Origin of the sequence: Pseudomonas syringae (assembly GCF_001698815.1) — a bacterium.
Lineage (GTDB): Bacteria > Pseudomonadota > Gammaproteobacteria > Pseudomonadales > Pseudomonadaceae > Aquipseudomonas > Aquipseudomonas syringae_A.
This window is the reverse complement of record NZ_LGSI01000068.1, coordinates 386,022-408,486: the sequence shown is the minus strand read 5'-3', so window position 1 is coordinate 408,486 and position 22,465 is coordinate 386,022. Positions and strand designations below refer to the sequence as shown.

The window sequence follows — 22,465 nt, the reverse complement described above, 5'->3', positions numbered from 1 at the left end:
CATCAGAATACGAAATCGACAGCCAGGCTGATCACGCTGAACGAGCCCCCCGACTCAAAGTCCGGCTGGGTATTGATCAGCGGACCGGTAGCGTTGCCTTTTAGCCGCGTGTAGTCGTATTGCAATTTGGCGTCCATGTTTTTCGTGAAATCCCAGCGCATCCCAAGTGAAAGCGTTTGCTGACCTTCATTCGTACCCAGGATTCCGTTGAGGGAGCTGTTGAGACCGACGGCGGTCCCGGCGAGGTCCGGTGGCAGACCAGCCGCCGTCAAACCCGAGGTAGAGGTCGCGGATTCCGACTTTTCTCGCGCGTAAGTGACATAGGGTGTGAACGCGTCAAGCCGGTACCCGCCGCTGACATACCAGGCGCTTCTCGCGCCGATCGCCGAATGGCTATCGAAATGACCCCATTCGCTCATCACGAACCACTTGCCCGGATCATAGCTGGCTCCGATCCCGAAAAATTCGAATACTGAGTTATTGGGATCGTAGCGCGCCGCAATAGCGTTGCCTTCTGCATCGAAATCCCTGAAAGCATCGAAGAATGAATTGAATGACTCCACGGTCAGATCAGCTTTCAGGTAGGTGATGCGTGTGGTGAGGGCCTCGTATTCGGTCGTATTGGTGATTTCCCACAAATCACGCGCAAGCGCCTTGCCAGCGTTGTCTGCCTCTCGGCTATCGCTCTGGCCGTAATTGCCCCGCACGGTATTGGTGAACTCACCGACGTGAAATCGGTAGCTCAGGTCCAGACCGTCGCTGTTGGTGACCGGCATCAGCGAATAAACCTCCATCGGCGGACGCACCCAGGGCAGGGTGTATCCCACTTTTCGGGTGTCGGAGAGCAAAAAAGTCGGCAACACGGTGCGCCCGATGCGTGCGCTGAAATCCGGCGTGAATTGATACTTGATGTTGGCCCATTCGACGAAGGGCCGGTAGCTGTTGTCGTAACGCTGCTCCGAGATGACCTGCACCACGGCCGAGAGCTGCGGTGTGAAATTGGCGATCACCTGAGCACCAATCAGGCTGTCGACGTCGGCGCTCCAGCTGCGCGAGTGACCGGCACCGTTGGGCTTGAAGACACTGGAGGTGAAGTCGGCTTTTTTCTCGCTGGAATGGACTATCCCCACGGTGCCAAAACTGCTCAGTGAAAACATCGAGGTTTCTTCAGCGTCGGCACTGGCCGCGCAGGCATACAGCGTCGCCACCAAGGCCACTAAATTGAGTCTGGAGTCCATAGGATCACTGCTACCTCATCAGAAAAAAGCAACGTGTGGTTCAGGCACGATTCCATAGCCGCAAGCGTCGGCGTTACTAATGAGGTGACATGGGGGCTGCTGCCATTCGTTTATTCCTTTTAACGTCGGCTCATACTGCGCACTATTGTTCGGAGGCTTTAATCGCCAGTTTGAGCGTAAAAATCGCACCTTTACCCGGGCCGTCGCTATGTGCTTCCAGCGAGCCGCCCATCTCCATGGCCGCCAGAACGCAGCTGTGTAGACCAAAACCATGACCATCCTGGCGAGTAGTGAACCCATGGGCAAAAATCCGAGTCAGGTTTTCTGGTGCAATGCCTTCGCCATTGTCAATGACTTTAATAATCAAGGTATGCCCTTGCTTCAGCTCGCTATGCAGCGTGATCTGCGGGCATGGCAGCGTCCGGTCATCCATTGCTCCGCTGGCATTTTTTATCAGGTTGACCAGGATCAGCAGCACTCGGTGCTTGTCCAGCTGTAGTGAGGGTGTTTCTCCAAAATCTCGCACCACGATTATCTGGCGCGCTGCGAGTATTCCGGCGTTCATGCGCAGAGCATCTTCTATCAGCTCCTTTATCTGAACGGTCTCGGAGATACTGGATGCGCCAGCATAAGATTGCTGGGCAGCAACGATCTCTTTGATGTGGTCAATGCTTTTGGTCAATTGTTCGAGTTCGTCGGTCATGCTTTGCTGTTCGATCGCCAGCGCATCCACCAGTTGGTTCAGGTAGCCGGGCAGAAGCTTGCCTTTCGCGTCGCGGGAGATGAAGTCACCCAGGTCTTCGGCATGCTGGTTCATCAGTTGCACTGCCTTGCCGAGCCCCAGGGCCTTGCTGGTGCGCAGCTTCTGGGTGACGAGTTCAGCGGAAATATTCACGCTGTTGAGAACGTTGCCCACGTTATGCAGGACGTTGGTGGCAATTTCCGCCATGCCGGCCTGGCGGGCGGCGGCGGCGAGCTGAGCCTGGGTTTCGGCGGCGCGCAAACGGCTTTGCCCCAGTTGCCAACTCATCCTGGCGAGCAGCCCCATCAATAACGCCAGCACTAAACTGCCGCCCGCAGCGCGCCAGATATAGGTGTGCGCTTGCTGGGTCACCGCTGTCAGTTGTTCCTCCTCGGACAAACCGACAATCACCGCCAGCGGGAAATCGTAGAGTTGGCGGGCGCTGGTGTAGCGCCGCACTCCATCCCACCCGTTGTCCGAAAGCACAGCGTTGGTGTTTTCAGTGTCCGGCATCACCACCGCGGCATAATCGACCGCATCGCCGGCCACCACCTCTTCCCCGGTGCGCCTGACGCGGAAGATGCCGTCGATACCCAGCAAGCCGAGCAGGCCGTGATCACCCAGTTTCGAGGCGTCGTAGCTGCTGACAAAATAGGCCGCATCGACCTCGACCATCGCAATCCCGGAGAACACACCACCTGCTGCATCAAGCCGACGGCTGAAGCGCAATCGCCATTCTCCGGTGACAGGGCTTTTCCAGGGGCGACTGATTGACAGTGAATCGCTGTGCCGCAATGTCTGCTGTTCATCCGGGTCAGCGATATATTCCCAGTCGTGGACCCGCGTGCTCGCCACGAGCCCTCCGTCCGGATTGACCACACTGACGTCAAACACCAGGGGCGGCGGCAACAGAGCACGCTCTTTGAGTCGGGGAAGCGGATTGGGCTCACCTTCAGCTTCAACGGTGTATTTGACCAGCTTGAGGGTTTGGTCAATCTCGTGGATGGCGCGCAACATTTGCGCTTCGTAGGTGGCGCCGATTTCCAGGCTTGCCGCAGCGATGCTCTGCTGCGCGCGAACATGTTCAACCTTGATCAGGTACAAGGTGGCCGTCCAGATGGCCAGCAACAGGAGAGCAGCTAACAGCGGGAATAGAATGTAGGCTTCTTTGATCTGATCGAAGCTGCGCCGAAACAGGCTGTTCGGAATACCGGAAATGGGATTTGCGGAATTGGCTATGCCGGGGGCCGATCTCAGTGTATCGGGCCGCTGGATCGGCATGGCGTGCTCCCTGCATTGTCCCACTACTGAAGGCTTGCGGGTATCGACGCGGTTACGATTTGAGATCCTTGTTGATCCTGATCACTCGTAGGAAATAATTTCAGACCTGACAAGGACTATACACGACAAACCGCGCCTGTTCGGCTAATGGGTGAGCGTGGTTCCGGGCGATTTCACTCTGATGTCGCTCGCGGTATCACGGAACAGTCGAGGCGACATGCCGTACGTCGATTTGAAATGCCTGCTGAAGTGAGAACTGCTGCCATAGCCCCAGGCATAAGCGATCTCGGTGAGCGAGCGATGGGCATGTTCCCGGCTGCGCAGGTCTTCGGCACACCGCGACAACCGTCGCTGCCAGATGTATTCGCTGACGCTGCAACCCAACTCATCCTGGAACGCTCGGTGCAAGCTGCGCACCGAGCACTGTTCGGCGTTGGCGATGCGGTCGATGGTCAGGTCGCGGTCGGCCAGGTGGCGCTCGATATAGGCCTTGAGGCGGTTCTGCTTGAAGAAACGGAAGTCGTGTTCGAGTTGTTTTTCTTCCTGTTTATTCCTCAGCGCGTTATCCAGAAGCGCCGAGATGCTGCCGCCGATCAATCCGGCCGAGTTGTTGTTGAGCAAGGGATACTGGTTGTAGGCATCACTGATCAGATGCATCAGCATGCGGCCCAGCCCGTTGCGACCATTGATATGCATATCGCCTGTTTGCGAAGACGGTTCGGGCGTTCCCTGGAGCAGGAGGATGAAATGCTCGCAGCCTTGGGTGCTGGTAACGCTGAACGGTTTGCCGCAGTCGACCATCAGCATTTCGTCAGGCGCCAATGCGCTGCTTTGTTGATCCTGCTCGAAATGACTGACGCCAGCAATCTGCAGTATCAACATGCGTGGGGTGTCGAGCGAGTCGATGGCTTTGCTCAGATGGCGTGAATAACGATGGGCAGTGGCGGTCATTCGACAGAAACGCAGCTGACCCAGGTCTCCATACTCCAGTCGCCCCTGAAATTTGCTGTTATGCAATGGCTCGATAAGGGTCGACTCCAGGCGCTTTATATAGTCCGGCGTGCGCCCCAGATGGTCACTCATGAACTCTTTCCACTTCATCAGCCGATCGGAGTAAACAACCTGATCGGTAGACACACAGGCTAAATTATTCATTTTTCGCCTCTCTTTCTTATTTTTTTGGTGATTGGGCGAAGGGTGTCAACACATGCCCAATCCTGGTCGGATCAGTACTGGCGGATAATCAGAATGGGTAGTTATGACCACCGGGCTGCCAGGTGACCCAATGGGCACGGGTGAACTCATCCAGAGCATAGTGGCCGTTGAAGCGCCCCAGTCCAGAATTCTTTTCGCCACCGAAGGGCGCATTGGGCTGATCATCGACGGTGATGTCATTGATATGAGTCATTCCGGCCACTATGCCACGAGCAAAGTTCAGGCCGCGGGCCATGTCCCGGGTAAACACCGCGCTGGACAGGCCATACTCGCTGGCGTTAGCCAATTCCAGGGCATGAGCTTCGTTTTCTGCGATCAGCAGCGGCAACAGGGGGCCGAACGTCTCATCCCGCGCGAGTTCCTGATCGGCCCCCACTTCACCAAATACATGGGCAGGCAATACGAGCCCGGAAGCGGCCCCCCCACAAAGGCGCTTGAGGCCGGCGGCCCCGGCTGCTTCGATTTTACGCAGCAGACCGTCGAGCTGGCTCTGATTGACCACCGGTCCAATCACAGTATCTGCATTGGCTGGGTCGCCGGTCTTGAGATTGCGTACTCGTTCCACGACCAGCGCCGCGAAGTCGGCATAAAGCGAGCGGTCGACGATCACCCGGTTGACGCTCATGCAGATCTGGCCTTGATGCAGGAAGCGCCCGACCACCGCAGCGTGTGCCGCTATTTCAACATCCGCGTCATCCAGGACGACCAGCGGAGCGTTGCCGCCCAGCTCCAGAGCGACACGTTTGATGTGTTTGCCGCCCGTGGCGATCCGCCCGACATTACGTCCCACATCGGTTGAACCGGTGAATGAAATCAGGCTCGGTACCGGGTGTTCGACGAAGGCATCGCCAATCTCCGAACCTGCACCTACCACGACATTGAGCGAACCCTTCGGAAAACCGGCTTCTTCGAACAAGTGGGCAATCAGAAGACCACCGGTCACCGCCGTATCGCTGGCGGGCTTGAGCACGATCGTGTTGCCAAGAGCGAGCGCCGGTACCACCGAACGCATACTCAGATACAGAGGGAAGTTCCACGGGCTGATAACGCCCACCACACCCAAAGGTTCACGGAAGACAAAACTTTGTTCGCCGGGCTTGTAGCTCGTCAGGATTCGACCTTCAACCTGCATCGGCAATGTTGCGCATTCACGAACAAGGTTCAGCGTGAATTGCCATTCCATGTTCGCCTTGATACGGGTGCTGCCGGACTCACGAATCAGCCAGTCGATGATTTCGTCACTGCGGTTCTGGATGACGTGCGCCAGTTTTTCCAGTTGTGCGCTGCGCTGTGTTGGATGCAGTTGCGCCCACGCCGCTTGTGCACGATGTGCAGCCTGGTAGGCGTCATCGAGATCGGCAATCGAGGCCAGGGGCATTTCCAGCAGTTGTTCGCCATTGAAGGGGTTGCGGTCATCCAGACGTCGTGCCGAGCGACCTGTACGCCAGGCGCCATTGATGTATTGGTCGCCATTGATGACGTAGGGGGCAAAATGTTGAGTCGTCATAGTCTTACCTTGGGAGGCCGGTGGCCGCGTCGGTTAAGGAAGTTGAAGATGCGAAGCCCTGTATTTAGATACGTTCACGTCCTGATCCAGGCTCGCCCCCAGGAATTGAGCGTGTGTTCCTCCTGCGGCCAGACACCGGGTTGGCGGGAGGCATCGGTCACTTCCAGTTCAGCCGAGAGTTCGAGGCGGTTGCGATCGGCATCGACCACCATGAAGAAAAGATTGTTGCCTGGCCCATGTCGTCCGGGGCCGAAGAAAATGGTGATACGTTCCTTGGCGAAGCGATCACCCCAGTCACGGATGTCGTTCCATTCGTTGGTTTCGTAACAATGGTGATCCCATTCGTTTTTCGAACCGCGAAAAAACGCCAGGGTATGGTGCTCATCGTCCGAGCGAAGAAAACACGTCATGAGCTGGCCGTTCTGGTGATCGACGACATTGTCCGAGATGGAAAAACCCACCGTGTTGACGTAGAAATCGATCATGGCTTCCAGTTCAGTGGTTTGGAATACCACGTGCTGCAGGCGACCGGGCATGCCTGGCCGGTCTGCACGGTCATCGGCGCGAGATACACCAAATATCGTTTGCCGGCCCTGAGGGTCACGAATCAGAAAGGCACCCGGTTCGAGCAACGGCGAGTCGACATCTTCGACGGCACAGCTGTTCTCCAGCAGGCGCAGGCGCAGCTCTGCCAGTCGAGCCTGATTACCCAGGTCAAAGGCCGCTGCGAGCAGACCATTATGGTCGGCAGGAGAGATGAGCATCGCGCGTTGCGGGCCTCTGAGCATCCAGCTGTCATCGGCCTGCGCGAGGCCGTCCATATCCAGCATCCGCCGATAGAAATCGATTTGCCGTTGCGGTTCTTTGCTCGCCAGGTGCAGGTAGCACAGGCGTGCGGGTGTGGAGCTCTGGAGTGCTTGCATAAACACCTCGGTGGCTTGAAAGGTTCAGTGAAAGACGGGAGCGATGCCTGACTCGATTTCGCTGTTTTTCGCCATGGCGATGCCGAACAGCAACTGCAAGGATTCAGCTGCCTTGGCTTCTGCGGCCTTGTCGAAGATGGCGGCGATGTAACGATCAGGGCGCAGCAGCAAAAACTTGTCTGAATCGCCCAGTATTCCTTTGAGTAAACCTTCACGGTCCTGTAGCGCCATGCAACCAGGAATCGAAGGCATGGGCTTGGCGTCTTCGGCAAAGATCAGGATGCGTTTGGCGTCAAGATGGTTCCAGAAGTCGTGCTTGAGTTCATCGATACGTTGCCCGGTGGGGTCGCCGTATTGAATCAAGGCGAAGCCGGCGCCGATGACGTCGTCGAGCAGGCGTTCCTGCCCATGGGCATCGGTGAGCATTGGTTGGGGAAACATCTGCCCACAGGACAGTTTTCCAGCGTTGCCCTCGGTCAGTACCAACCCTTTAGTGAATCGAGGTTTAGGTTTGAAACGCATTTGCAGGAAATAGTCCCGCAACGGCGGCAACAGGCCGACCAGGGCGAATGCAGCGCTTATCACATTTGCGCGCAGGATGGTTGCCGGGGCCATGACCACACCGAGGTTCAAAGCCAGCTTGATCAATGCCCATGCGTGATCGCGCCGCTCGCTTTCGTAAGACTGCAAGGCGGCTTCGGTCATTTTCCCTTTCAGCACGCTGATCAGCTTCCAACCCAGGTTATGGGCGTCGCGAATACCGCTGTTCATGCCTTGTCCTGCATAGGGCGGGGTCAGATGCGCGGCATCGCCGGCGAGAAACACGCGGTCCACCTGCCATCGCTCGGCGACCCTGGCGTGGAAGGTGTAAACAGTCTTGCGCACGATGGAAACCGGGGCGTCACCCTTGAATGGACGAAGTAACGCCTGCAAGCGGGTTTCGCTGAGCACTTGCTCATCGGTTTCATCCGGCTTGAGGAGAAACTCGAATCGGCGGGTACGGTGGGGGCCAGGTACTTCAACGACGGGGCGACGCGCATCGCAATACACGCGTGTTTGCCAGAATGGGTCGTCATCTTGATCGGTATCGACCACCAGCCAGCGCGAAGAAAAGCTTGAGCCAACCATCTTGATCCCGAGTTGCTTGCGCACCGGGCTACGACCGCCGTCGCAGGCGATCAGGTAGCCTGCGGTGACTTCTATCAATTCGCCATCGGCGTCACGAATCAGTGCGCACACGCCGTGCTGATCCTGGCTGAACTCCAGCAGCTCATGGCTGAACCGTGCCTTGACACTGGCAAAGCGTTCGAGGCCGGTCTTCAGGGTGTTCTCGAAAAGGGGTTGGCGAAAGGCATTGCGCTTGGGGAATCCATACAACTTGCCAGTAGGTTCGACTTTGCCGAAGCAACGGCCGCCGGGGCGGGTGAAGTAATGCACGCCGTAGCCGCGCACTACGTCACGCAACACGACTTCATTCAGGCCCACGGCCTGCATGGTGCGCAAGGATTCGTCATCAATCGAAACGGCCCGTGGTTCGGTCACAGTGCCCGGCTTGCGATCAATGATCCAGGTGTCCACAGCGGCCTGGCCAAGCAGGTTGGCCAGGGTCAGTCCGGTAGGTCCGGCACCGATGATCAGTACCTGGGTGGTGAAATTTGTGAGGGTTGTCATTGTTATTCCCTTCTGGATGGCTCAGACCAGTTGCCTGGAACCGTTGGCGAGCGTGGCCATGAGCTGCGACAGCTTCTGCGCCAGGGCGAGGATCTGCTGTCCTTGTTCCTTTTCCTGAGCACTGTCACGTTCTCGAACAGGTCGTACGCAGCTGATGCTGCCGACGACCTTGCCATCGCCGTCGAAGATCGGTGCAGCGAGGCCATAGACGCCACCGTCAACCTCACCTGCGGTGGCCACATAACCCTGGCGTCGTAGTTGCTGCAGCGAACGGCGAAACTGGTCCCAGGTCTGGCCAAGGTTGCTGGCGCGCACCTCGTCGGGGTTATCCAGAAATAGCTGACTGTGTTGCCGGGAGGTCATGTTGGCGAGGATCGCCTTGGACGTCGCACCCAGGAACAAGGGTCTGGGTGAACCACGGGAATAGCTGACTTCACTGAACAAGTCGCCGTGCTGATGAATACAGACGACCTGGTTCTTGAACAGCCGGCAGATCAGCCAGACTTGCTGCTCGCTCCACCGTGGGAAGCTCGGCTCCAGCGATTGCGCGGCGCGCACGAGGGGGTCGCTCAGCCGCAACTGACGGTCCCAGGTAATGATCCGGGCACCCAGCGCGTAACGCCCGGCTTCAACCTGGAATAGCAAATTCGCCTCGGCCAGCTCGCGCACATAACGGTAGATAGTCGAACGGGTAAAGCCCAGTGCACCGCCCATGTCATCGACGGCCCAGATGGGGTTTTCCTCGGTGAACAGGTCGAGTACGCGCAGCATGCGCTCCAGGCTTGAGCCTTTGGAGTCGGCATCCTGCTCTGGCAGTTGTTCCGATGGGGTTGGTTTGTCCATGCCTTACTGCTCGTCAACGATGTGGTTGCGCAGAATGCCGATTCGCGCAATTTCGATCTCGACTTCATCGCCAGGCTTCATCCAGACCGGCGGCTCACGGAACGCGCCGACGCCACCGGTGGTGCCGCTGACAATCACGTCGCCGGGGGCCAGTTCGGTGAAGGTGGAGCAGTATTCGATCAGCTTGCGCACGTCGAAAATCATGTCGCTGGTGCTGGTGTGTTGCATCACTTCACCATTCAGGCGGGTGGTCAATTCCAGGTCCTGCGGATCGCCGATTTCGTCGCTGGTCACCATCCAGGGGCCGAAACCGCCGGTGTTCGGGAAGTTCTTGCCCGGCACGAACTGAATGGTGTGCTTCTGCCAGTCGCGGACACTGCCGTCGTTGTAGCAGGCGTATCCGGCAACATAGTCCAGCGCGTCTGCTTGCTTGACATGACGCGCCGCTTTACCGATCACCACCGCCAGCTCGCCTTCAAAATCAAGCTTGTGTGAGGCTTTCGGGCGAATGATGGGTTGCAGGTGGGCGGTCTGGCTGTCGGCGAAGCGGGTAAAAATCATGGGATAGGTCGGCATCTCACGGCCGGTTTCGCGCACATGAGTGGCGTAGTTGATGCCGATGCACAGCACTTTGCCCGGATTGGGGATAGCGGGCAGGAAGATCACTTCAATCAAAGGGATGCGCGGCAGGCTCTCCAGAACGGTGCTGGTCAGTTCGCCAAGGCGGTTGTTGGCGATGGCTTGCTTGAGATCGGTACCGAAGGCTGGCTTGACCGATTCCAGGTCAATAACCTGGTCGCCTTCAACGACACCGTAAGTGCTACGACCTTGAACAACAAAACTCGCGAGTTTCATGGAGTCTCCTCGGTAGAGAGTGGGTGCCTGGGCACGGGATGCAATGAGGATAAATCTAATCTCATAGGTAAATCCTGTAAAGCAGGATTTGTACATAAATCCTATATAGTGGAATATTTGTTTTTATTCGGTTTTTGCGAAGTGTTGGCCTGAGGGATAAACGAGGAATGAAGGATGCGTGTCATCCGTACGGTGTACGGATGACAACGAGATTTTGCGAGGAGGGAAAGGGTGGTGCTCTGTAACAGGTGACGGAGCCTGTGCCCTGCAACTGCTATGCAGAATGCGTCAGCTCAGCTCGGTACCCAGCAGCCATGCAGCGACATGCGCATCCGGAACGGGACTTTGATTCGTGCGACAGGCCCACCCGCCATATCGCGAGAATCCAGAACAACGAGTTCACTACGGGCTTGTGCGATGAGATTGAGCAGGGCAACGACATAGCCATCTGCTTCCTCCGCCTCTGGCGAGCGCGGAATGAAAATGGGTTCCTGGAAGCATCCGCTATCACCGGGAAACCAGGCGTCGGTGATTCCTGTCTTCAGGTTGATATGTACCAGCAGGTTGAAAAACTGAAAGGGCAGCGGTCCGTTCGCCGGGTTGTAAGGGCGCTGTGGATCAAAGGCGAGCAGGAAGCCGTGCTGGTACTTTCGACCGATGTAGCGGTCATCACACCTTGGAAACTCGCAGGGGTAGTCGGTCAGTGGCTGCGGTTGAATGTCGTTCTGTGCGCTGGTCAGGTCAAAGGTCCAGCGCATCAGGCTTGCAGCCAGCGTTTCAGGCGGTGGGACATAACCGTCCGCCTGGGGGAAGAAGTAGAAGATATTCCCGCCAGTGACCGGCATGTCGAGGTAAATCTTGCCGCCCTCATCGAAGGCATTGAGCGTATGCCCCTGGAAACCGTCCTTGGGGCCCTTGAACCAGCGAACGTCTTCAGTAAGGCCGTTGCGGGGCACAACGGCGAAAAGCTGATGCAGATCGGGTTGCCACTGAAAGTGCGGCCCCCCGTTTTTCATGCGCTCGATGTCCACCGTCAACGGAATGAGCGGGAACACGACATACCGTTCGGTTACCGCGAAATCATGCACCATGGCCGCATAAGGTGCCTGAAACCAGATTTCATGCAGCAGTTTGCCGTCGGGCGAAATTTCGAAATACGCCATGTCAGGCGTGCCGTCTCCCTTGGCCTCGTAGCTGAATGCCAAGAGGTTTCCTGTTACCGGGTCGAGCTTGGGGTGGGCGGTGAAGGTTGCCGACTTGATCTGCCCGTCAAAGTTGTATTCGCCGAGGGTCTCCAGTGTTTCGAGATCCATCGCCCAAGGCATGGCATCTTCCTTGAGCGCAAGCAGGACGCCATTGTGTGGGATCACGGTCGTATTGGCGGTGGTGTTGTTCTTCGCCGCGAGCGGATCATTGGTAAAGACGTTCCGATAGACGCCGTTGAGCGAGCGACCTTCACGGCGCTGAGCCAGCAAGCGATCGGTCTTCACGTAGCGGCGTCGCACCGATACCTTGCCGTGCGCAAAGTAGAAGCCGCTGACCATTCCGTCACCGTTGAAAAATATATCGGTGCCCAGCATGGGTGGATATTGCGGGTCTGGCGCGACCTGATAAAAAGTCCCGTGGATCGAGTCGGGGAGGGCGCCTTCAATTTCAAGGTCGAACACCTCTGCTTCTACGCGGCTGGGCGTGTAGAGCGCGCCGGAAAACTCAGCGGTTTGCGGGAATGGAATACTCATCGGGCAATCTCGTTAATGTGCGGTTGGGTTCATGTTCAGGGTGCAGGTTCAGGCCGATTGAGGGGACATTGCCGGCCCGGAAGGCTTCACGCCTCGACGAAAGCGAGCGACCACCAGGCACGAGATGATCAAGGCGATCAAATAGGCTGAGGCGGCCAGCCAGCCGACCGCCCGGAAGTGTCCCTCTCCGACGACCAGTGCCGCACCAAAAGGGCCGAGCCCTTGGCCGATAAAAATTGCAGCGTTACCCAGGCCCGCGAGTCGGCCGGAAGGGTCCAGTTCGGCCGCCATGGAAAGCAGGTAAGGCAAGCTGAAAAACCACACCATATGGATCAGGCACGCAGTGGCGGCAAACGCTACGGCGCTATCCCCATAGACCATGATCAGGGTCGCCACCAATGCTGTGCCAAAGCTCAATAGCTGCGGAAAAAGCAAACCCAGGCGACGTCCGATCAGTCCGGCCAAACCTGCTCCCAGGGCCCCGGCCAGGATGCTGCCGCCGAGAATTCCCCCAATCTGCTGCGGCTCCAGGCCAATGCTCTTGCCGATGCGCTCCTGGTAAACCCACAGCGCGGAATGTCCGAAAAACAGGAGCGCAAACAGCATGATCAACAGGATGGACGTGAGGCCAAAGGGCTGAATCGAACCGTTGGCCGCGCGATGTGCTTCCGGGTAGCGCTTGGGCACCCTCCAGCAACCCAACGCCGCGAGCACGCTGGTAATCGCCAGCAGGGAAAACGCACCCTTGACGCCGAATGATTTCAGGATCAGGGGCATGGAAGTCACAATCAGCATGCCCCAAAGCAGGTTGCCAATATTGATGACCGCGAACGTCGCGTCCTTGGACCTGCGTAGCGCCGCCGTGGCGTAGACAACCGCCATGACAGCGCCGCCGCTTGCGCCGCAGATCATTCTGGAAACGAGTAACCAGGTCTGGCTGTACAGTTGCGTGCTGGCCAGATTACCTGCTGCAAGAATCAGCAAGGCAACCAGGACGAAGCGGCGCCGATCGACGCTCGCCATGAACATGGCACAGACGCCGCAGGCAATTGCCATCGCAATAAGCTCTGCTGCGAAAATGGCGCCGATCGCATTGAGCGGCAAGCCGAGTTGATCGATCAACGCGCCACCCAGAATAGGCTGGATTTGCAGCGTCCCCAGGGAAATGACCATCATCAGGCAGATAGCGCCCAATGATCTTTTGCTGTCGATGGAGTCGAGCGCATTCATGGAACATCACCTCAGTAAAGAGCCCGCCCCTCATGCATGAGCGGGCGAACACGTCAGTCATAACTTGTGGACGTAGCGAAGCTGCACCTGGTAATCCGCTCGGGAGCGGTTTTCGACGCCGGTTTCTTTATAGGTGTTGAGCCAGAACGCTTTGTCTTCGGTGATTTTCCAGAACAGGCCCGGACCAATGCCCAATACCTTTTCCCGGGAGTCGGCCATGGTATTTCCGTTGACCTTGTCGTCCGATATCTGCCTGAAGTAGTACCCGTTGATGCCGACCGAGACTTTTGGAAACACCTCATACGAGGCGGTGAAGTTAGCCCACGCCGACTGTCCTGACTGGGTGTCACGCACCGATTGCCCTTCGAAGAGTTGCGCCGAACTGCTCGCGGGATCGTCGTTCTTGAAGTTGTACAGGTAGTTCAGCCTCCAGCTCACCTCCCAACGAGGCGCTGGCATCCAGGTTGCCGCCCAATAGGGGTTCAGGGAGAAGTAATTGGAGCCTGGGTTCAAGTCTTTATGCTTGTCGTACTTGCCTGTCGGAAGGATGGTGTCGAAGGCCACACGCTGCACAAAGACCGGCCTGCCACTGGCGTTGACGATCGGATCGAACTGGATCTGAGGTCCAACCGTGACATCACCGAGGCCGGTAGCGTTGTCCTTGAGTTTGGCACCGTTGTCACCAAAATCGCCGTCCAGGGAGACGACGGGCACCAACAGGCTCCAACCCAGGTGTGCACCACCACCGATGGTGTCGGGTGAGTAGTAGCTTAGTTGGTTGACCATCGTGATGACATTGATCTTCGGATCATCAAAGGAGCTGCTGTTCTTGCCTCCATTGGTCCTGATGCTGCTTGCGGTGCTGAACTTCAAATAGGTCTGATGGGTCAGCCCGGGCGGTCCCGCGAAACCATCGTAAAAACTGGTGCCGCCCAGGTTGATACCGCTGGGCTGACTCACCGAAGGCGGTGGTGGACCATCGGCTGCATGTGCGGCACATGATGCGAAGCTAAGTGCCAGGCACGCTGGCAGGGATTTCGTCAGACTCATTGAAGTGGCTCTATTTTTGGAATTGTGAGCGGGGTAGCTTCCCTTGGCACTTCGACTTTAATTCGTGGTAGTTGGTGATGCTTGAGCGCAACGGCCAGAGTTGACTGAGAGCGCCATGATGAGGAGCAATAGGGTCATCGCTCGGTGCCGTCTAAGCGACGGGATGACAGGAAGGCGCAATTGAAATGCGCCTTGATGGGGTCAAGACTTGCCTGCCGGATATTGGCCGGCATTGATGAAGTCTATAAATGCCCGCAACGGGGAGGGTAGATAGCGGCGTCCAGGGTAATAGAGAAATGGCCCGGTAAAGCTTTGCCACCAGGATTCCAGTACCGGTTCCAGCGCGCCGCTGTCCAGATGAGGCTGAAGCCAGCCCTCGAACAGGTAGACAATGCCCAGCCCGTCGATCGCCGCCTGAACGGTCAGGTCCACGGCGCCCCCCACCCTGACGATCAACGGTCCGGTCGGGTCTACGCTGATGATTTCGCCTTGACGTTCGTACTCCCACAGCGGCATCGCGCCACTGGGGAATTTGCCCCGCAGGCAGGCGTGTTTCAGCAGATCCCGTGGGTGCTGCGGTCGACCTCTGGCGTTGAGGTAAGTCGGGGATGCAGCCGTTGCGAAGCGTTGAAAGCGTGGGCCAATGGGGACCGCAATCATGTCCTGCTCAAGGCGTTCATCGTAACGAATACCCGCATCACAACCGGCCGCAAGCATGTCGACGAAGCTTTCTTCAATTGTCACTTCCAGACGGATGTCAGGATAAGTCTGCAGGAAGGGGGTAATGATCGATGGCAGCACCAGTCTTGCGACGCCGGCTGGCACGTTCAGCTTCAGCGTGCCCGATGGGCGATCGCGGAAGTCGTTGACTACATCCAGAGCTGACTCGACCTCACCTAATGCGGGCACGATGCGCTCCATCAATCTGGTGCCAGCCTCGGTCGGTGCCACGCTGCGGGTGGTTCGGTTGAGTAAGCGCACGCCGAGCCTGGCCTCCAGCCGGCGCACGGCATCGCTCAGACTTGAGGCAGATCTACCGCTCGACCGTGCTCCTTCGCGAAATCCCTTGGCGTTCACCACGGCGACAAAAGCCAGCAGGTCTTGAATGTTGGTTTCCATTGTTCTCTCAGCCGTACAACCCGTGCCGATTGCACCCCATTACCAATGAAGTGGTCAATGCCTATAGTGCGTCTCACAAACTTTGATTGAGGTGGACAAAATGAGCGATGTTGCCAAAGCAGGTTCCTTCCAGTTGGGCGACCGGTCGGTCAATCGTATGGGCTACGGTGCGATGCAGTTGGCCGGACCACATGTTTTTGGTCCTCCGAAAGACCCGAAAGCAGCCATTGCCGTGCTACGTGAAGCGCTGACGGCGGGCGTCAACCACATTGATACCGCCGATTTTTACGGCCCGCACATCACCAACCAACTGATCCGCGAAGCGCTGCACCCTTACCCTGAAAAGCTGGTGATCGTGACCAAGGTCGGCGCACTGCGCGGTGCCGATGGCTCGTGGAATCCGGCACAGAGTCCCGCCGAATTGACCCAGGCCGTGCATGACAACCTGCGCAACCTTGGCGTGGACGTACTGGATGTTGTGAATCTTCGGGCAATGGGTAACGTGCAAGCGCCTGCCGAAGGCTCTATCGAGGAATCGTTTACCACGCTGGCCGAATTGCAGCGCCAGGGGCTTATTCGCCATCTGGGCGTGAGCAATGTCACGGTAGCGCAGATCAAGCAGGCGCAGGGGATCGCCGACATCGTCTGCGTGCAGAATCACTACAACCTGTCTCACCGGGACGACGAAACGCTCATCGCTGAGCTGGGTCAGCAGGGCATTGCTTATGTGCCGTTCTTTCCATTAGGTGGTTTCACACCGCTGCAGTCGCACGTGCTCTCCAGCGTGGCAGCGCGCATGCAGGCGTCCCCGCTCTGTGTAGCGCTGGCGTGGCTGCTGCAACGTGCTCCCAATATTCTGTTGATTCCCGGGACGTCATCGGTGGCACACCTTCACGAAAATATCTCCGCGAGTGAATTGGTCATCGCGCCTGACCTGCTGGCTGAATTGGAAGCGCTGGGATAAAAGAGCGGTGAATCCAGGGGCAATCGCAGGTTGCGATACTCAAAGTCCCAGGACAACCGCCCCAGCGGCAACGACCAGGCATACGATCCAACGTTTTCCGCTGACCGCTTCGCGCAGAAATACACGTCCGATCAGCGCGGCGAAGACCACGCTGGTCTCACGCAGCGCCGATACGGCACCCATTGCCCCCAGCTGCAACGCCCAGATTACGATGCCATAAGCGGCGAGTGACACCAGTCCGCCCATGAGCGACGAGCCAATGGCCGCCGGCGTCGCTCGAAGCGGATTCAATAGTGCGGCCGCCCCTCGCATCGCGACGAACAGGACTGGCATCAGCCAGTAGAACATGAACATCCATACGGTATAGGCCAGCGCCTGGCCGTCAGATAACCGCACGCCGATGCCGTCGATCACCGTATACAGCGCGATCATCACGCCGGTAGTCAGCGCAGCCAGTGCATCCGAGCGCGACACGTGACGGTCCTGAAGTGCGAGCGTGAGGATGCCACCGGAAATCAGCGCAATCCCGAGGGCATGCAACGGGCTGATTGCTTCCTGGGCGAAAAGCGCCGCGCCCAGTGTGACGAGCAAAGGTGACGAGCCGCGCGCAATGGGATAGGCCACTGCCAGATCGCAGCGCTGATACGACCGCACAAGGCTCATGTTGTAGATGATGTGCACCAATCCCGAGGCGACGATATAAGGCCATGCCGCCGAAGCTGGCAAAGGCAGAAACAGTGCGGCCACAGTCGAAACCAGCGCAATGGCGATGCTCATCCAGGTCATGGAAAGATAGCGGTCACGATTGCCATGCAACATCGCGTTCCAGCCTGCGTGGAGAATTGCCGCGAGCAGGACGAGGCCGCCGGTATAACTGAGCATGGTGTTTTTCCATATCGTGGAAGGGGGATGAGATTGCTGTGATCAGCAAAATATCTATCTTGGAGTTGGCTGACAAACCAGATAAATTGCCCGTTCACGTGAGTAGAACTATCTCGAATGAATCGGAAATTACCTCCTCTCAACGCATTGCGGGCCTTCGAGGCCGCTGGCCGCCTGGGTAGCTTCAAAGAAGCGGCGGCGGAGTTGCATGTCACCCACGGCGCGGTGAGCCAAAGCGTGCGCTTGCTTGAGGAGTGGTTCGGTGCGTCGTTGTTTGAGCGACACAATCGCCGCGTGGTGCTGACTTCGGCAGCGAAGACGTACCTTGGCGAAATCGGGCCGCTGTTCGAGCAGCTGTCCCAGGCAACGCTGAAATTTGGCTTTGCCGAGACGACCTCGCGAACGCTCTCGGTGAATGCGCCTGCGACGTTCACGTTACGTTGGCTGGTGCCGCGCCTGGAGAAATTCCGTGCCGAGCATCCCGGTGTGGACGTCAACGTCGAGACGTCGAACCAACTGGTGGAGAGCCTGAAAGACCCCTATGACGTGATTATTCGCGGCGGTCCGGACACGCTGTATGGCTACTCGACGCGACCTTTTCTGTACGAAGAACGGCTGCCGGTGTGTAGCCCGGCACTTCTGCGGCGGCTGCCGCTTCGCGTGCCCGACGATCTACGTCAACATACGTTGCTGCATACATCGAGCCTGCCAAGGCTTTGGCCGGATTGGCTGGCGAGCGCCAAAATCTCTACGCTCAAACCGAGTGCCGCCGTTGTCTTCGATCATTTCTATCTGACCTTGCAGGCGGCTATTGACGGGCTGGGTGTCGCGATGGGGCCGACGGCGCTGATATCCGGTGATCTCGCTGCTGGCCGGCTGGTCATGCCCTTCGCAAACCCGCGTCTGCCGTCGCGCAGTTATTGCACCTACGTTCCGCTCAGCAAGTCGGCGGATGATGCGGTTGTGCTGTTTTGCGCCTGGCTGGAGCGCGAGGGATTGCGCGCTAGTTAACGCCCTCGAACGCATCCCGGTAAAACGCTTTCAAGGTCTCGACAAACTCTTCGGCCAGCCTGGTTCTTGCCTGGGCAATGGGCCAGATGACGTAGGTGGGGAAGAGGATGTCCGGTCTGAACGGTCGGACCACCACATCGCGGTGCAGGTAATCCCTGGCCACCAGTGGATGGGCGAGGGTAATGCCCATGCCCAGCGCCACCATTTCGCAGTTGATTGCGCTGTATTGCGCCTCCACCGCCATGATCCGCTCGACGCCTGCTTGCTCGAATAAACCGTCCACCAACGACCGCGTACCGTCACCATGGCACAACGAGACAAATGCTTCGCCTTCGAGATCGGCAAAGGTGATTTCAGCACGTTGCGCCAGGCGATGAGCGCTGGGCAATACGCAGACTGCGGGGATTTCAGTCAGCAACTCGATCTGGTGACTGCTGACATCGCCGGGATGGACGACGATGCCGATGTCGCAATACTGCGATTTGACCCATTGCTCCACCGTCGGTGACGAGTTGACGTGCAGGGATACGGTGAGCTCGGGCCTCGAGTCAGTGAAGGTCTTGAGTACTCGGGGAATCACGCTCAAGCCGTTCGACGGCACGGCTGCGACCCGCAAGCGGCCTGTTCCAAGGTTGCGAATGTTCTTCGCCGAAAGCTTGAGGCTGTCCAGGCCGACGAACGCGCGCTCCACTTCCTGAAAAAACGCCTGGCCTTCCTGAGTCGGGATCAAGCGCACGCCAGCACGCTTGAACAGCGTCAGCCCGGTACTCAGTTCCAGTTGGGAAATCAGCCGACTGACATTGGGCTGCGAGGTGTACAAGACCTCCGCCGCCGCGGTCATCGAGCCAAGCCGCATCACACTGCGGAACGCTTCTATCTGCCTGAGGTTCATGGCGACCTTCCATATCAAATATGAATAACTAACCCTTATATCCGTATTTGACCATATGAATGGGCTGTCGCAATACTCAAAACCAGCAACCCCATAGCGCACATGAAGATGCGCCACCCGGGATGGATCTCCGGGAGCATGCAGCCTGCATGCATGACTTCGGTCTTGGCCGAAGCACCTGACGCATTGTTCGATCTGCCCCACGCACTTCGGAGATAGTCTGTGAATAGCCTTAACGCATCCCAAGCAGCACAGCCGTTTCGCTCGTTGAACCGTCTTCCCATCGCCGTCGTTGTCAGCCTTATCGGGTTTGGCAGCAGCGCCGCTTTCGCTGAAACGACGCTGTACGTCGCCGGTGTCGGCGGCTCCACGGAGCAGATGTACAAGACCAAAGTCATTCCCGCCTTCGAAAAACAGCACGACGTCAAAGTCATCTACGTTGCCGGCAACTCCACGGAAACCCTGGCCAAGCTGCAAGCGCAGAAAGGTCGGCAACAGATCAACGTCGCGATGATGGACGATGGCCCGATGTATCAGGCATTGCAGATGGGCCTGTGCGGGAAACTCAGCGATGCGCCGGTTTACAAAGACCTTTATCCCCTGGCGCGTTTGAGCCCGGAAGCCACCGGTATCGGCGTGGTCGCCACCGGCATTGGTTACAACGAGGATGCGTTCAAGAAGCGCGGCTGGACCCCGCCGGATTCCTGGGAAAACCTGACCGATCCGCGCTACAAGCAATTGCTCGGCATGCCCCCGGTGACCAATACCTATGGTTTGCACACGCTGGTGGAAATGGCCCGGCTGCGGGGTGGCGGCGAGAAAAATATCGACCCCGGCTTCAAGGCGCTCAAGGACGAGATAGGCCCCAACGTCCTGGCCTGGGTCTCGGCGCCCGGTGAAATGGACGGCATGATGCAGAACGGCGACGTGGTCATGGCCGTGTATGGCAGCGGTCGTGCCGTGGCGTTGCAGAGCACCGGTTTCCCGCTGAAGTTTATTTACCCGAAGGAAGGCGGCATCGCCCTGCAGGTCGCCGCCTGCGGCGTGACACCCAATGCGCAGCCCGAACTGTCCCAGGCGTTCATCCAGTACGTGTTGTCGCCCGAAGTGCAGACGATCCAGGCCAGGGAAAACGGGTTCGCGCCGGTCAATCAGACCGTCACGCTTGCGCCTGAAATTGCCGCGCGCATGCCGTATGGGCCGGAGAAGGTCAACGCGTTGATCAAGGTCGATTGGGACACGATCAACCAGCAGCGCAGCGAGTGGACGACGCGCTGGAATCGTACCGTCGAGCGCTAGCCTTCACGGCGGTTGCGACTTTCCCGAAACCTTTCTGGAGACGCAGGCTCATGCCTGCGTGGCAAGCCCCATGGCATTTCTCACACTCGAAGGTATCGTCAAGACCTACGGCAATTTCAGGGCCATTGATGGTTTGAACCTGGAAGTCCGGCACGGCGAATTCATCGCCTTGCTCGGCCCGTCCGGCTGCGGCAAGACCACCACGCTGCAATCCATTGCCGGTTTCGTGCAGCCCACCGAAGGGCGCATCGTCCTGGACGGTCGCGACATCACTCATGTGCGACCGGAGCAGCGCGGGCTGGGCATCGTCTTTCAAAGCTACGCACTGTTTCCGCACATGACGGTGGCGCAAAACATCAGCTTTGGTCTGGAGATGCGCGGCGTACTCAAAAGCGAACGCAGCAAGCGGGTCAATGAGGCGCTGGATCTGGTGCGCCTTGGCGGCCTCGGCGAGCGGTACCCCAAAGCGTTATCCGGCGGACAACGGCAACGGGTGGCGATTGCCCGTGCGCTGGCGATCCGTCCCAACCTGTTGCTGCTCGACGAACCCATGTCCAACCTCGATGCCAAGCTACGCGAAGAGATGCACATCGAGCTGCGGGCGATTCAGCGCGATCTGGGTATCACCACGATTCTGGTGACCCACGATCAGGTCGAAGCCATGACCATGAGCGACCGTATCGCGGTCATGCAGAAAGGCCGCATCGTGCAGATCGACACGCCGTTCGAGGCGTATGAACGTCCCCATTCGCCGTTCGCATCGGCGTTTCTCGGCAAGACCAACGCCTTCGCGGGTGCGGTGCAGCTGCGTAACGAGCGGTGCTGTGAGGTACAGGTCCGGGACACGCTGCTGCATGTGCCGCACGAAGACCGCTCGCTGGGCAACGACGTCAATGTCTACATTCGCCCGGAGAAAATCCGCCTGACCGCTGTTGGCAACGGTCGTTTGACAGGGCGTGTTCGCCTGAGGGTGTTTTTGGGCAATCTGTGGCTGATCGCAGTCGATAGCCATCTTGGGCTGGTCCACATGACCCAGCCCAATCTCGGCATTCCGCCGCCCGATGAAGGCCACGAGGTCGGCCTGGACTGGTCCGATGACGACCTGCGCCTGCTGGATCGGGAGGTCGCCCATGGCCAGGTATGATGCCGAACACGTCGGCATTGCCCCGTGGCTGCTCAGTGGGCCGGCATTGCTGGTGTTTATCGCACTCTTGCTGGCGCCGCTGCTGCTGACGGCGGTGCTGTCGCTGAATCTGTTTAGCGATACCGGAGGCGTGGTTCCGGGCTACAGCCTGGGCAACTACATCGAGGTGTTCAAGGACGGCTATTTTCACGAGATATTCCTGCGCACTGGTGGCATGGCGCTGGCGGTTACGGTGCTCTGCGTGCTGCTTGGCGTGCCGGAAACCATCATCATTGCGCGCATGGCGCCGCGCTGGCGTTCGTTGTTTCTGCTGGTGGTGCTCGGACCGCTGTTGATTTCGGTCGTGGTGCGGACGCTGGGCTGGGCGATCCTGTTGGGCAACAACGGCCTGATCAACGACGCCTTGCAGGCGCTGGGCATTACCGATCAGCCGGTGAAGATGTTGTTCACCCAAGTTGGCGTGATCATTGCCCTGACGCACGTACTGGTGCCCTTTATGGTGATCGCGGTGTGGGCGACCTTGCAACGTCTGGACCTGCAAGTGGAGTGGGCCGGGTTGTCGCTGGGTGCCTCTCGGTTGACCGTGTTCCGGCGGATCATCCTGCCGCAGATCATGCCTGGCATTCTGTCCGGTTCGATCATCGTCTTCGCCCTGGCCGCGTCAGCCTTTGCCACTCCGGCGATCATCGGCGGTCGGCGCTTGAAGGTGGTCGCGACGGCGGCCTACGACGAATTTCTCGGCACCCTCAACTGGCCCCTCGGCGCTGCCATCGCAATGCTTTTGCTGGTTGCGAATCTGATCATCATTCTGGGTTGCAGCAAGCTGGCCGAGCGCCGCTTCAAGCAAGTCTTCGAGTAGG

The 22,465-nt window shown here is 58.2% G+C and carries 19 protein-coding genes; 5 read left to right on the top strand and 14 right to left on the bottom strand.

Annotation, left to right across the window (positions count from 1 at the left end; translation table 11 throughout):
* Positions 1-2: 2 nt before the first annotated feature.
* The 12 genes from AFK24_RS25375 to AFK24_RS25320 form a co-directional block, all read right to left on the bottom strand.
* On the bottom strand, positions 3-1,157 hold the full coding sequence (locus tag AFK24_RS25375) for a porin (protein WP_240500445.1): 1,155 nt from the start codon (positions 1,155-1,157) through the stop codon (positions 3-5).
* Positions 1,158-1,380: 223 nt separating this feature from the next.
* Positions 1,381-3,261: an ATP-binding protein gene (locus AFK24_RS25370; RefSeq protein ID WP_065835841.1), complete on the bottom strand. Its 1,881-nt coding sequence runs from the start codon at positions 3,259-3,261 to the stop codon at positions 1,381-1,383.
* Between the two features lie 144 nt (positions 3,262-3,405).
* Complete coding sequence (locus AFK24_RS25365) at positions 3,406-4,416, bottom strand: helix-turn-helix domain-containing protein (protein WP_065835840.1); 1,011 nt, start codon at positions 4,414-4,416, stop codon at positions 3,406-3,408.
* Positions 4,417-4,504: 88 nt separating this feature from the next.
* Complete coding sequence (locus tag AFK24_RS25360) at positions 4,505-5,983, bottom strand: aldehyde dehydrogenase family protein (RefSeq protein WP_065835839.1); 1,479 nt, start codon at positions 5,981-5,983, stop codon at positions 4,505-4,507.
* Positions 5,984-6,057: 74 nt separating this feature from the next.
* Positions 6,058-6,906 (bottom strand): VOC family protein, encoded by an 849-nt coding sequence (locus tag AFK24_RS25355; protein ID WP_065835838.1) that lies wholly within the window; start codon positions 6,904-6,906, stop codon positions 6,058-6,060.
* Positions 6,907-6,930: 24 nt separating this feature from the next.
* Positions 6,931-8,577 carry a bifunctional 3-(3-hydroxy-phenyl)propionate/3-hydroxycinnamic acid hydroxylase gene (locus AFK24_RS25350; protein ID WP_065835837.1) on the bottom strand — a complete coding sequence of 549 codons (1,647 nt, stop codon included), beginning with the start codon at positions 8,575-8,577 and terminating at the stop codon, positions 6,931-6,933.
* A gap of 21 nt (positions 8,578-8,598) precedes the next feature.
* The gene (locus AFK24_RS25345) at positions 8,599-9,420 is read right to left on the bottom strand and encodes an IclR family transcriptional regulator (RefSeq protein WP_065835836.1); all 822 of its coding nucleotides are present in this window, start codon (positions 9,418-9,420) and stop codon (positions 8,599-8,601) included.
* Between the two features lie 3 nt (positions 9,421-9,423).
* A complete protein-coding gene (locus tag AFK24_RS25340) occupies positions 9,424-10,275 on the bottom strand; it encodes a fumarylacetoacetate hydrolase family protein (RefSeq protein WP_065835835.1) in 852 nt (283 codons plus the stop codon).
* A gap of 293 nt (positions 10,276-10,568) precedes the next feature.
* Positions 10,569-12,014 (bottom strand): carotenoid oxygenase family protein, encoded by a 1,446-nt coding sequence (locus AFK24_RS25335; protein WP_065835834.1) that lies wholly within the window; start codon positions 12,012-12,014, stop codon positions 10,569-10,571.
* Positions 12,015-12,062: 48 nt separating this feature from the next.
* The gene (locus AFK24_RS25330; protein ID WP_065835833.1) at positions 12,063-13,244 is read right to left on the bottom strand and encodes an MFS transporter; all 1,182 of its coding nucleotides are present in this window, start codon (positions 13,242-13,244) and stop codon (positions 12,063-12,065) included.
* Between the two features lie 57 nt (positions 13,245-13,301).
* Positions 13,302-14,294 carry a SphA family protein gene (locus AFK24_RS25325; RefSeq protein WP_065835832.1) on the bottom strand — a complete coding sequence of 331 codons (993 nt, stop codon included), beginning with the start codon at positions 14,292-14,294 and terminating at the stop codon, positions 13,302-13,304.
* Positions 14,295-14,495: 201 nt separating this feature from the next.
* Complete coding sequence (locus AFK24_RS25320) at positions 14,496-15,413, bottom strand: LysR family transcriptional regulator (protein WP_065835831.1); 918 nt, start codon at positions 15,411-15,413, stop codon at positions 14,496-14,498.
* A gap of 100 nt (positions 15,414-15,513) precedes the next feature.
* On the opposite strand from AFK24_RS25320, the gene AFK24_RS25315 reads away from it, so the two are divergent.
* Positions 15,514-16,377 (top strand): aldo/keto reductase family oxidoreductase, encoded by an 864-nt coding sequence (locus tag AFK24_RS25315; protein WP_065835830.1) that lies wholly within the window; start codon positions 15,514-15,516, stop codon positions 16,375-16,377.
* Positions 16,378-16,416: 39 nt separating this feature from the next.
* On the opposite strand, the gene AFK24_RS25310 is transcribed toward AFK24_RS25315, so the two are convergent.
* On the bottom strand, positions 16,417-17,259 hold the full coding sequence (locus tag AFK24_RS25310) for an EamA family transporter (protein WP_065835829.1): 843 nt from the start codon (positions 17,257-17,259) through the stop codon (positions 16,417-16,419).
* 117 nt (positions 17,260-17,376) lie between these two features.
* Here AFK24_RS25310 and gcvA point away from each other — a divergent pair, with 117 nt between their 5' ends.
* Positions 17,377-18,270, top strand: coding sequence for a transcriptional regulator GcvA (gene gcvA, locus AFK24_RS25305; RefSeq protein WP_065835828.1), 894 nt, complete (start codon positions 17,377-17,379; stop codon positions 18,268-18,270).
* On the opposite strand, the gene AFK24_RS25300 is transcribed toward gcvA, so the two are convergent.
* The gene (locus AFK24_RS25300; protein ID WP_065835827.1) at positions 18,263-19,162 is read right to left on the bottom strand and encodes a LysR substrate-binding domain-containing protein; all 900 of its coding nucleotides are present in this window, start codon (positions 19,160-19,162) and stop codon (positions 18,263-18,265) included. The two genes, gcvA and AFK24_RS25300, sit on opposite strands and share 8 nt — an antisense overlap.
* Before the next feature lie 222 nt (positions 19,163-19,384).
* On the opposite strand from AFK24_RS25300, the gene AFK24_RS25295 reads away from it, so the two are divergent.
* From AFK24_RS25295 to AFK24_RS25285, 3 genes are all read left to right on the top strand, one after another.
* Entirely contained in the window at positions 19,385-20,461 is a 1,077-nt protein-coding gene (locus AFK24_RS25295) for an ABC transporter substrate-binding protein (protein WP_170826393.1), read from the top strand.
* Between the two features lie 70 nt (positions 20,462-20,531).
* The gene (locus AFK24_RS25290; protein WP_065835826.1) at positions 20,532-21,605 is read left to right on the top strand and encodes an ABC transporter ATP-binding protein; all 1,074 of its coding nucleotides are present in this window, start codon (positions 20,532-20,534) and stop codon (positions 21,603-21,605) included.
* On the top strand, positions 21,592-22,464 hold the full coding sequence (locus AFK24_RS25285) for an ABC transporter permease (RefSeq protein ID WP_065835825.1): 873 nt from the start codon (positions 21,592-21,594) through the stop codon (positions 22,462-22,464). The genes AFK24_RS25290 and AFK24_RS25285 overlap by 14 nt, the downstream gene beginning before the upstream one ends.
* The last annotated feature ends 1 nt before the right edge of the window (position 22,465 follow it).

What these genes read in the sequence shown, in the direction of transcription:
- AFK24_RS25325 (WP_065835832.1), bottom strand. Translation starts at nt 14,294, where the DNA reads ATGAGTCTGACGAAATCCCTGCCAGCGTGCCTGGCACTTAGCTTCGCA.
- AFK24_RS25330 (WP_065835833.1), bottom strand. Translation starts at nt 13,244, where the DNA reads ATGAATGCGCTCGACTCCATCGACAGCAAAAGATCATTGGGCGCTATC.
- AFK24_RS25285 (WP_065835825.1), top strand. Translation starts at nt 21,592, where the DNA reads ATGGCCAGGTATGATGCCGAACACGTCGGCATTGCCCCGTGGCTGCTC.
- AFK24_RS25320 (WP_065835831.1), bottom strand. Translation starts at nt 15,413, where the DNA reads ATGGAAACCAACATTCAAGACCTGCTGGCTTTTGTCGCCGTGGTGAAC.
- AFK24_RS25335 (WP_065835834.1), bottom strand. Translation starts at nt 12,014, where the DNA reads ATGAGTATTCCATTCCCGCAAACCGCTGAGTTTTCCGGCGCGCTCTAC.
- AFK24_RS25375 (WP_240500445.1), bottom strand. Translation starts at nt 1,157, where the DNA reads ATGTTTTCACTGAGCAGTTTTGGCACCGTGGGGATAGTCCATTCCAGC.
- gcvA (WP_065835828.1), top strand. Translation starts at nt 17,377, where the DNA reads ATGAATCGGAAATTACCTCCTCTCAACGCATTGCGGGCCTTCGAGGCC.
- AFK24_RS25340 (WP_065835835.1), bottom strand. Translation starts at nt 10,275, where the DNA reads ATGAAACTCGCGAGTTTTGTTGTTCAAGGTCGTAGCACTTACGGTGTC.
- AFK24_RS25360 (WP_065835839.1), bottom strand. Translation starts at nt 5,983, where the DNA reads ATGACGACTCAACATTTTGCCCCCTACGTCATCAATGGCGACCAATAC.
- AFK24_RS25350 (WP_065835837.1), bottom strand. Translation starts at nt 8,577, where the DNA reads ATGACAACCCTCACAAATTTCACCACCCAGGTACTGATCATCGGTGCC.
- AFK24_RS25300 (WP_065835827.1), bottom strand. Translation starts at nt 19,162, where the DNA reads ATGAACCTCAGGCAGATAGAAGCGTTCCGCAGTGTGATGCGGCTTGGC.
- AFK24_RS25365 (WP_065835840.1), bottom strand. Translation starts at nt 4,416, where the DNA reads ATGAATAATTTAGCCTGTGTGTCTACCGATCAGGTTGTTTACTCCGAT.
- AFK24_RS25370 (WP_065835841.1), bottom strand. Translation starts at nt 3,261, where the DNA reads ATGCCGATCCAGCGGCCCGATACACTGAGATCGGCCCCCGGCATAGCC.
- AFK24_RS25345 (WP_065835836.1), bottom strand. Translation starts at nt 9,420, where the DNA reads ATGGACAAACCAACCCCATCGGAACAACTGCCAGAGCAGGATGCCGAC.
- AFK24_RS25355 (WP_065835838.1), bottom strand. Translation starts at nt 6,906, where the DNA reads ATGCAAGCACTCCAGAGCTCCACACCCGCACGCCTGTGCTACCTGCAC.
- AFK24_RS25310 (WP_065835829.1), bottom strand. Translation starts at nt 17,259, where the DNA reads ATGCTCAGTTATACCGGCGGCCTCGTCCTGCTCGCGGCAATTCTCCAC.
- AFK24_RS25290 (WP_065835826.1), top strand. Translation starts at nt 20,532, where the DNA reads ATGGCATTTCTCACACTCGAAGGTATCGTCAAGACCTACGGCAATTTC.
- AFK24_RS25315 (WP_065835830.1), top strand. Translation starts at nt 15,514, where the DNA reads ATGAGCGATGTTGCCAAAGCAGGTTCCTTCCAGTTGGGCGACCGGTCG.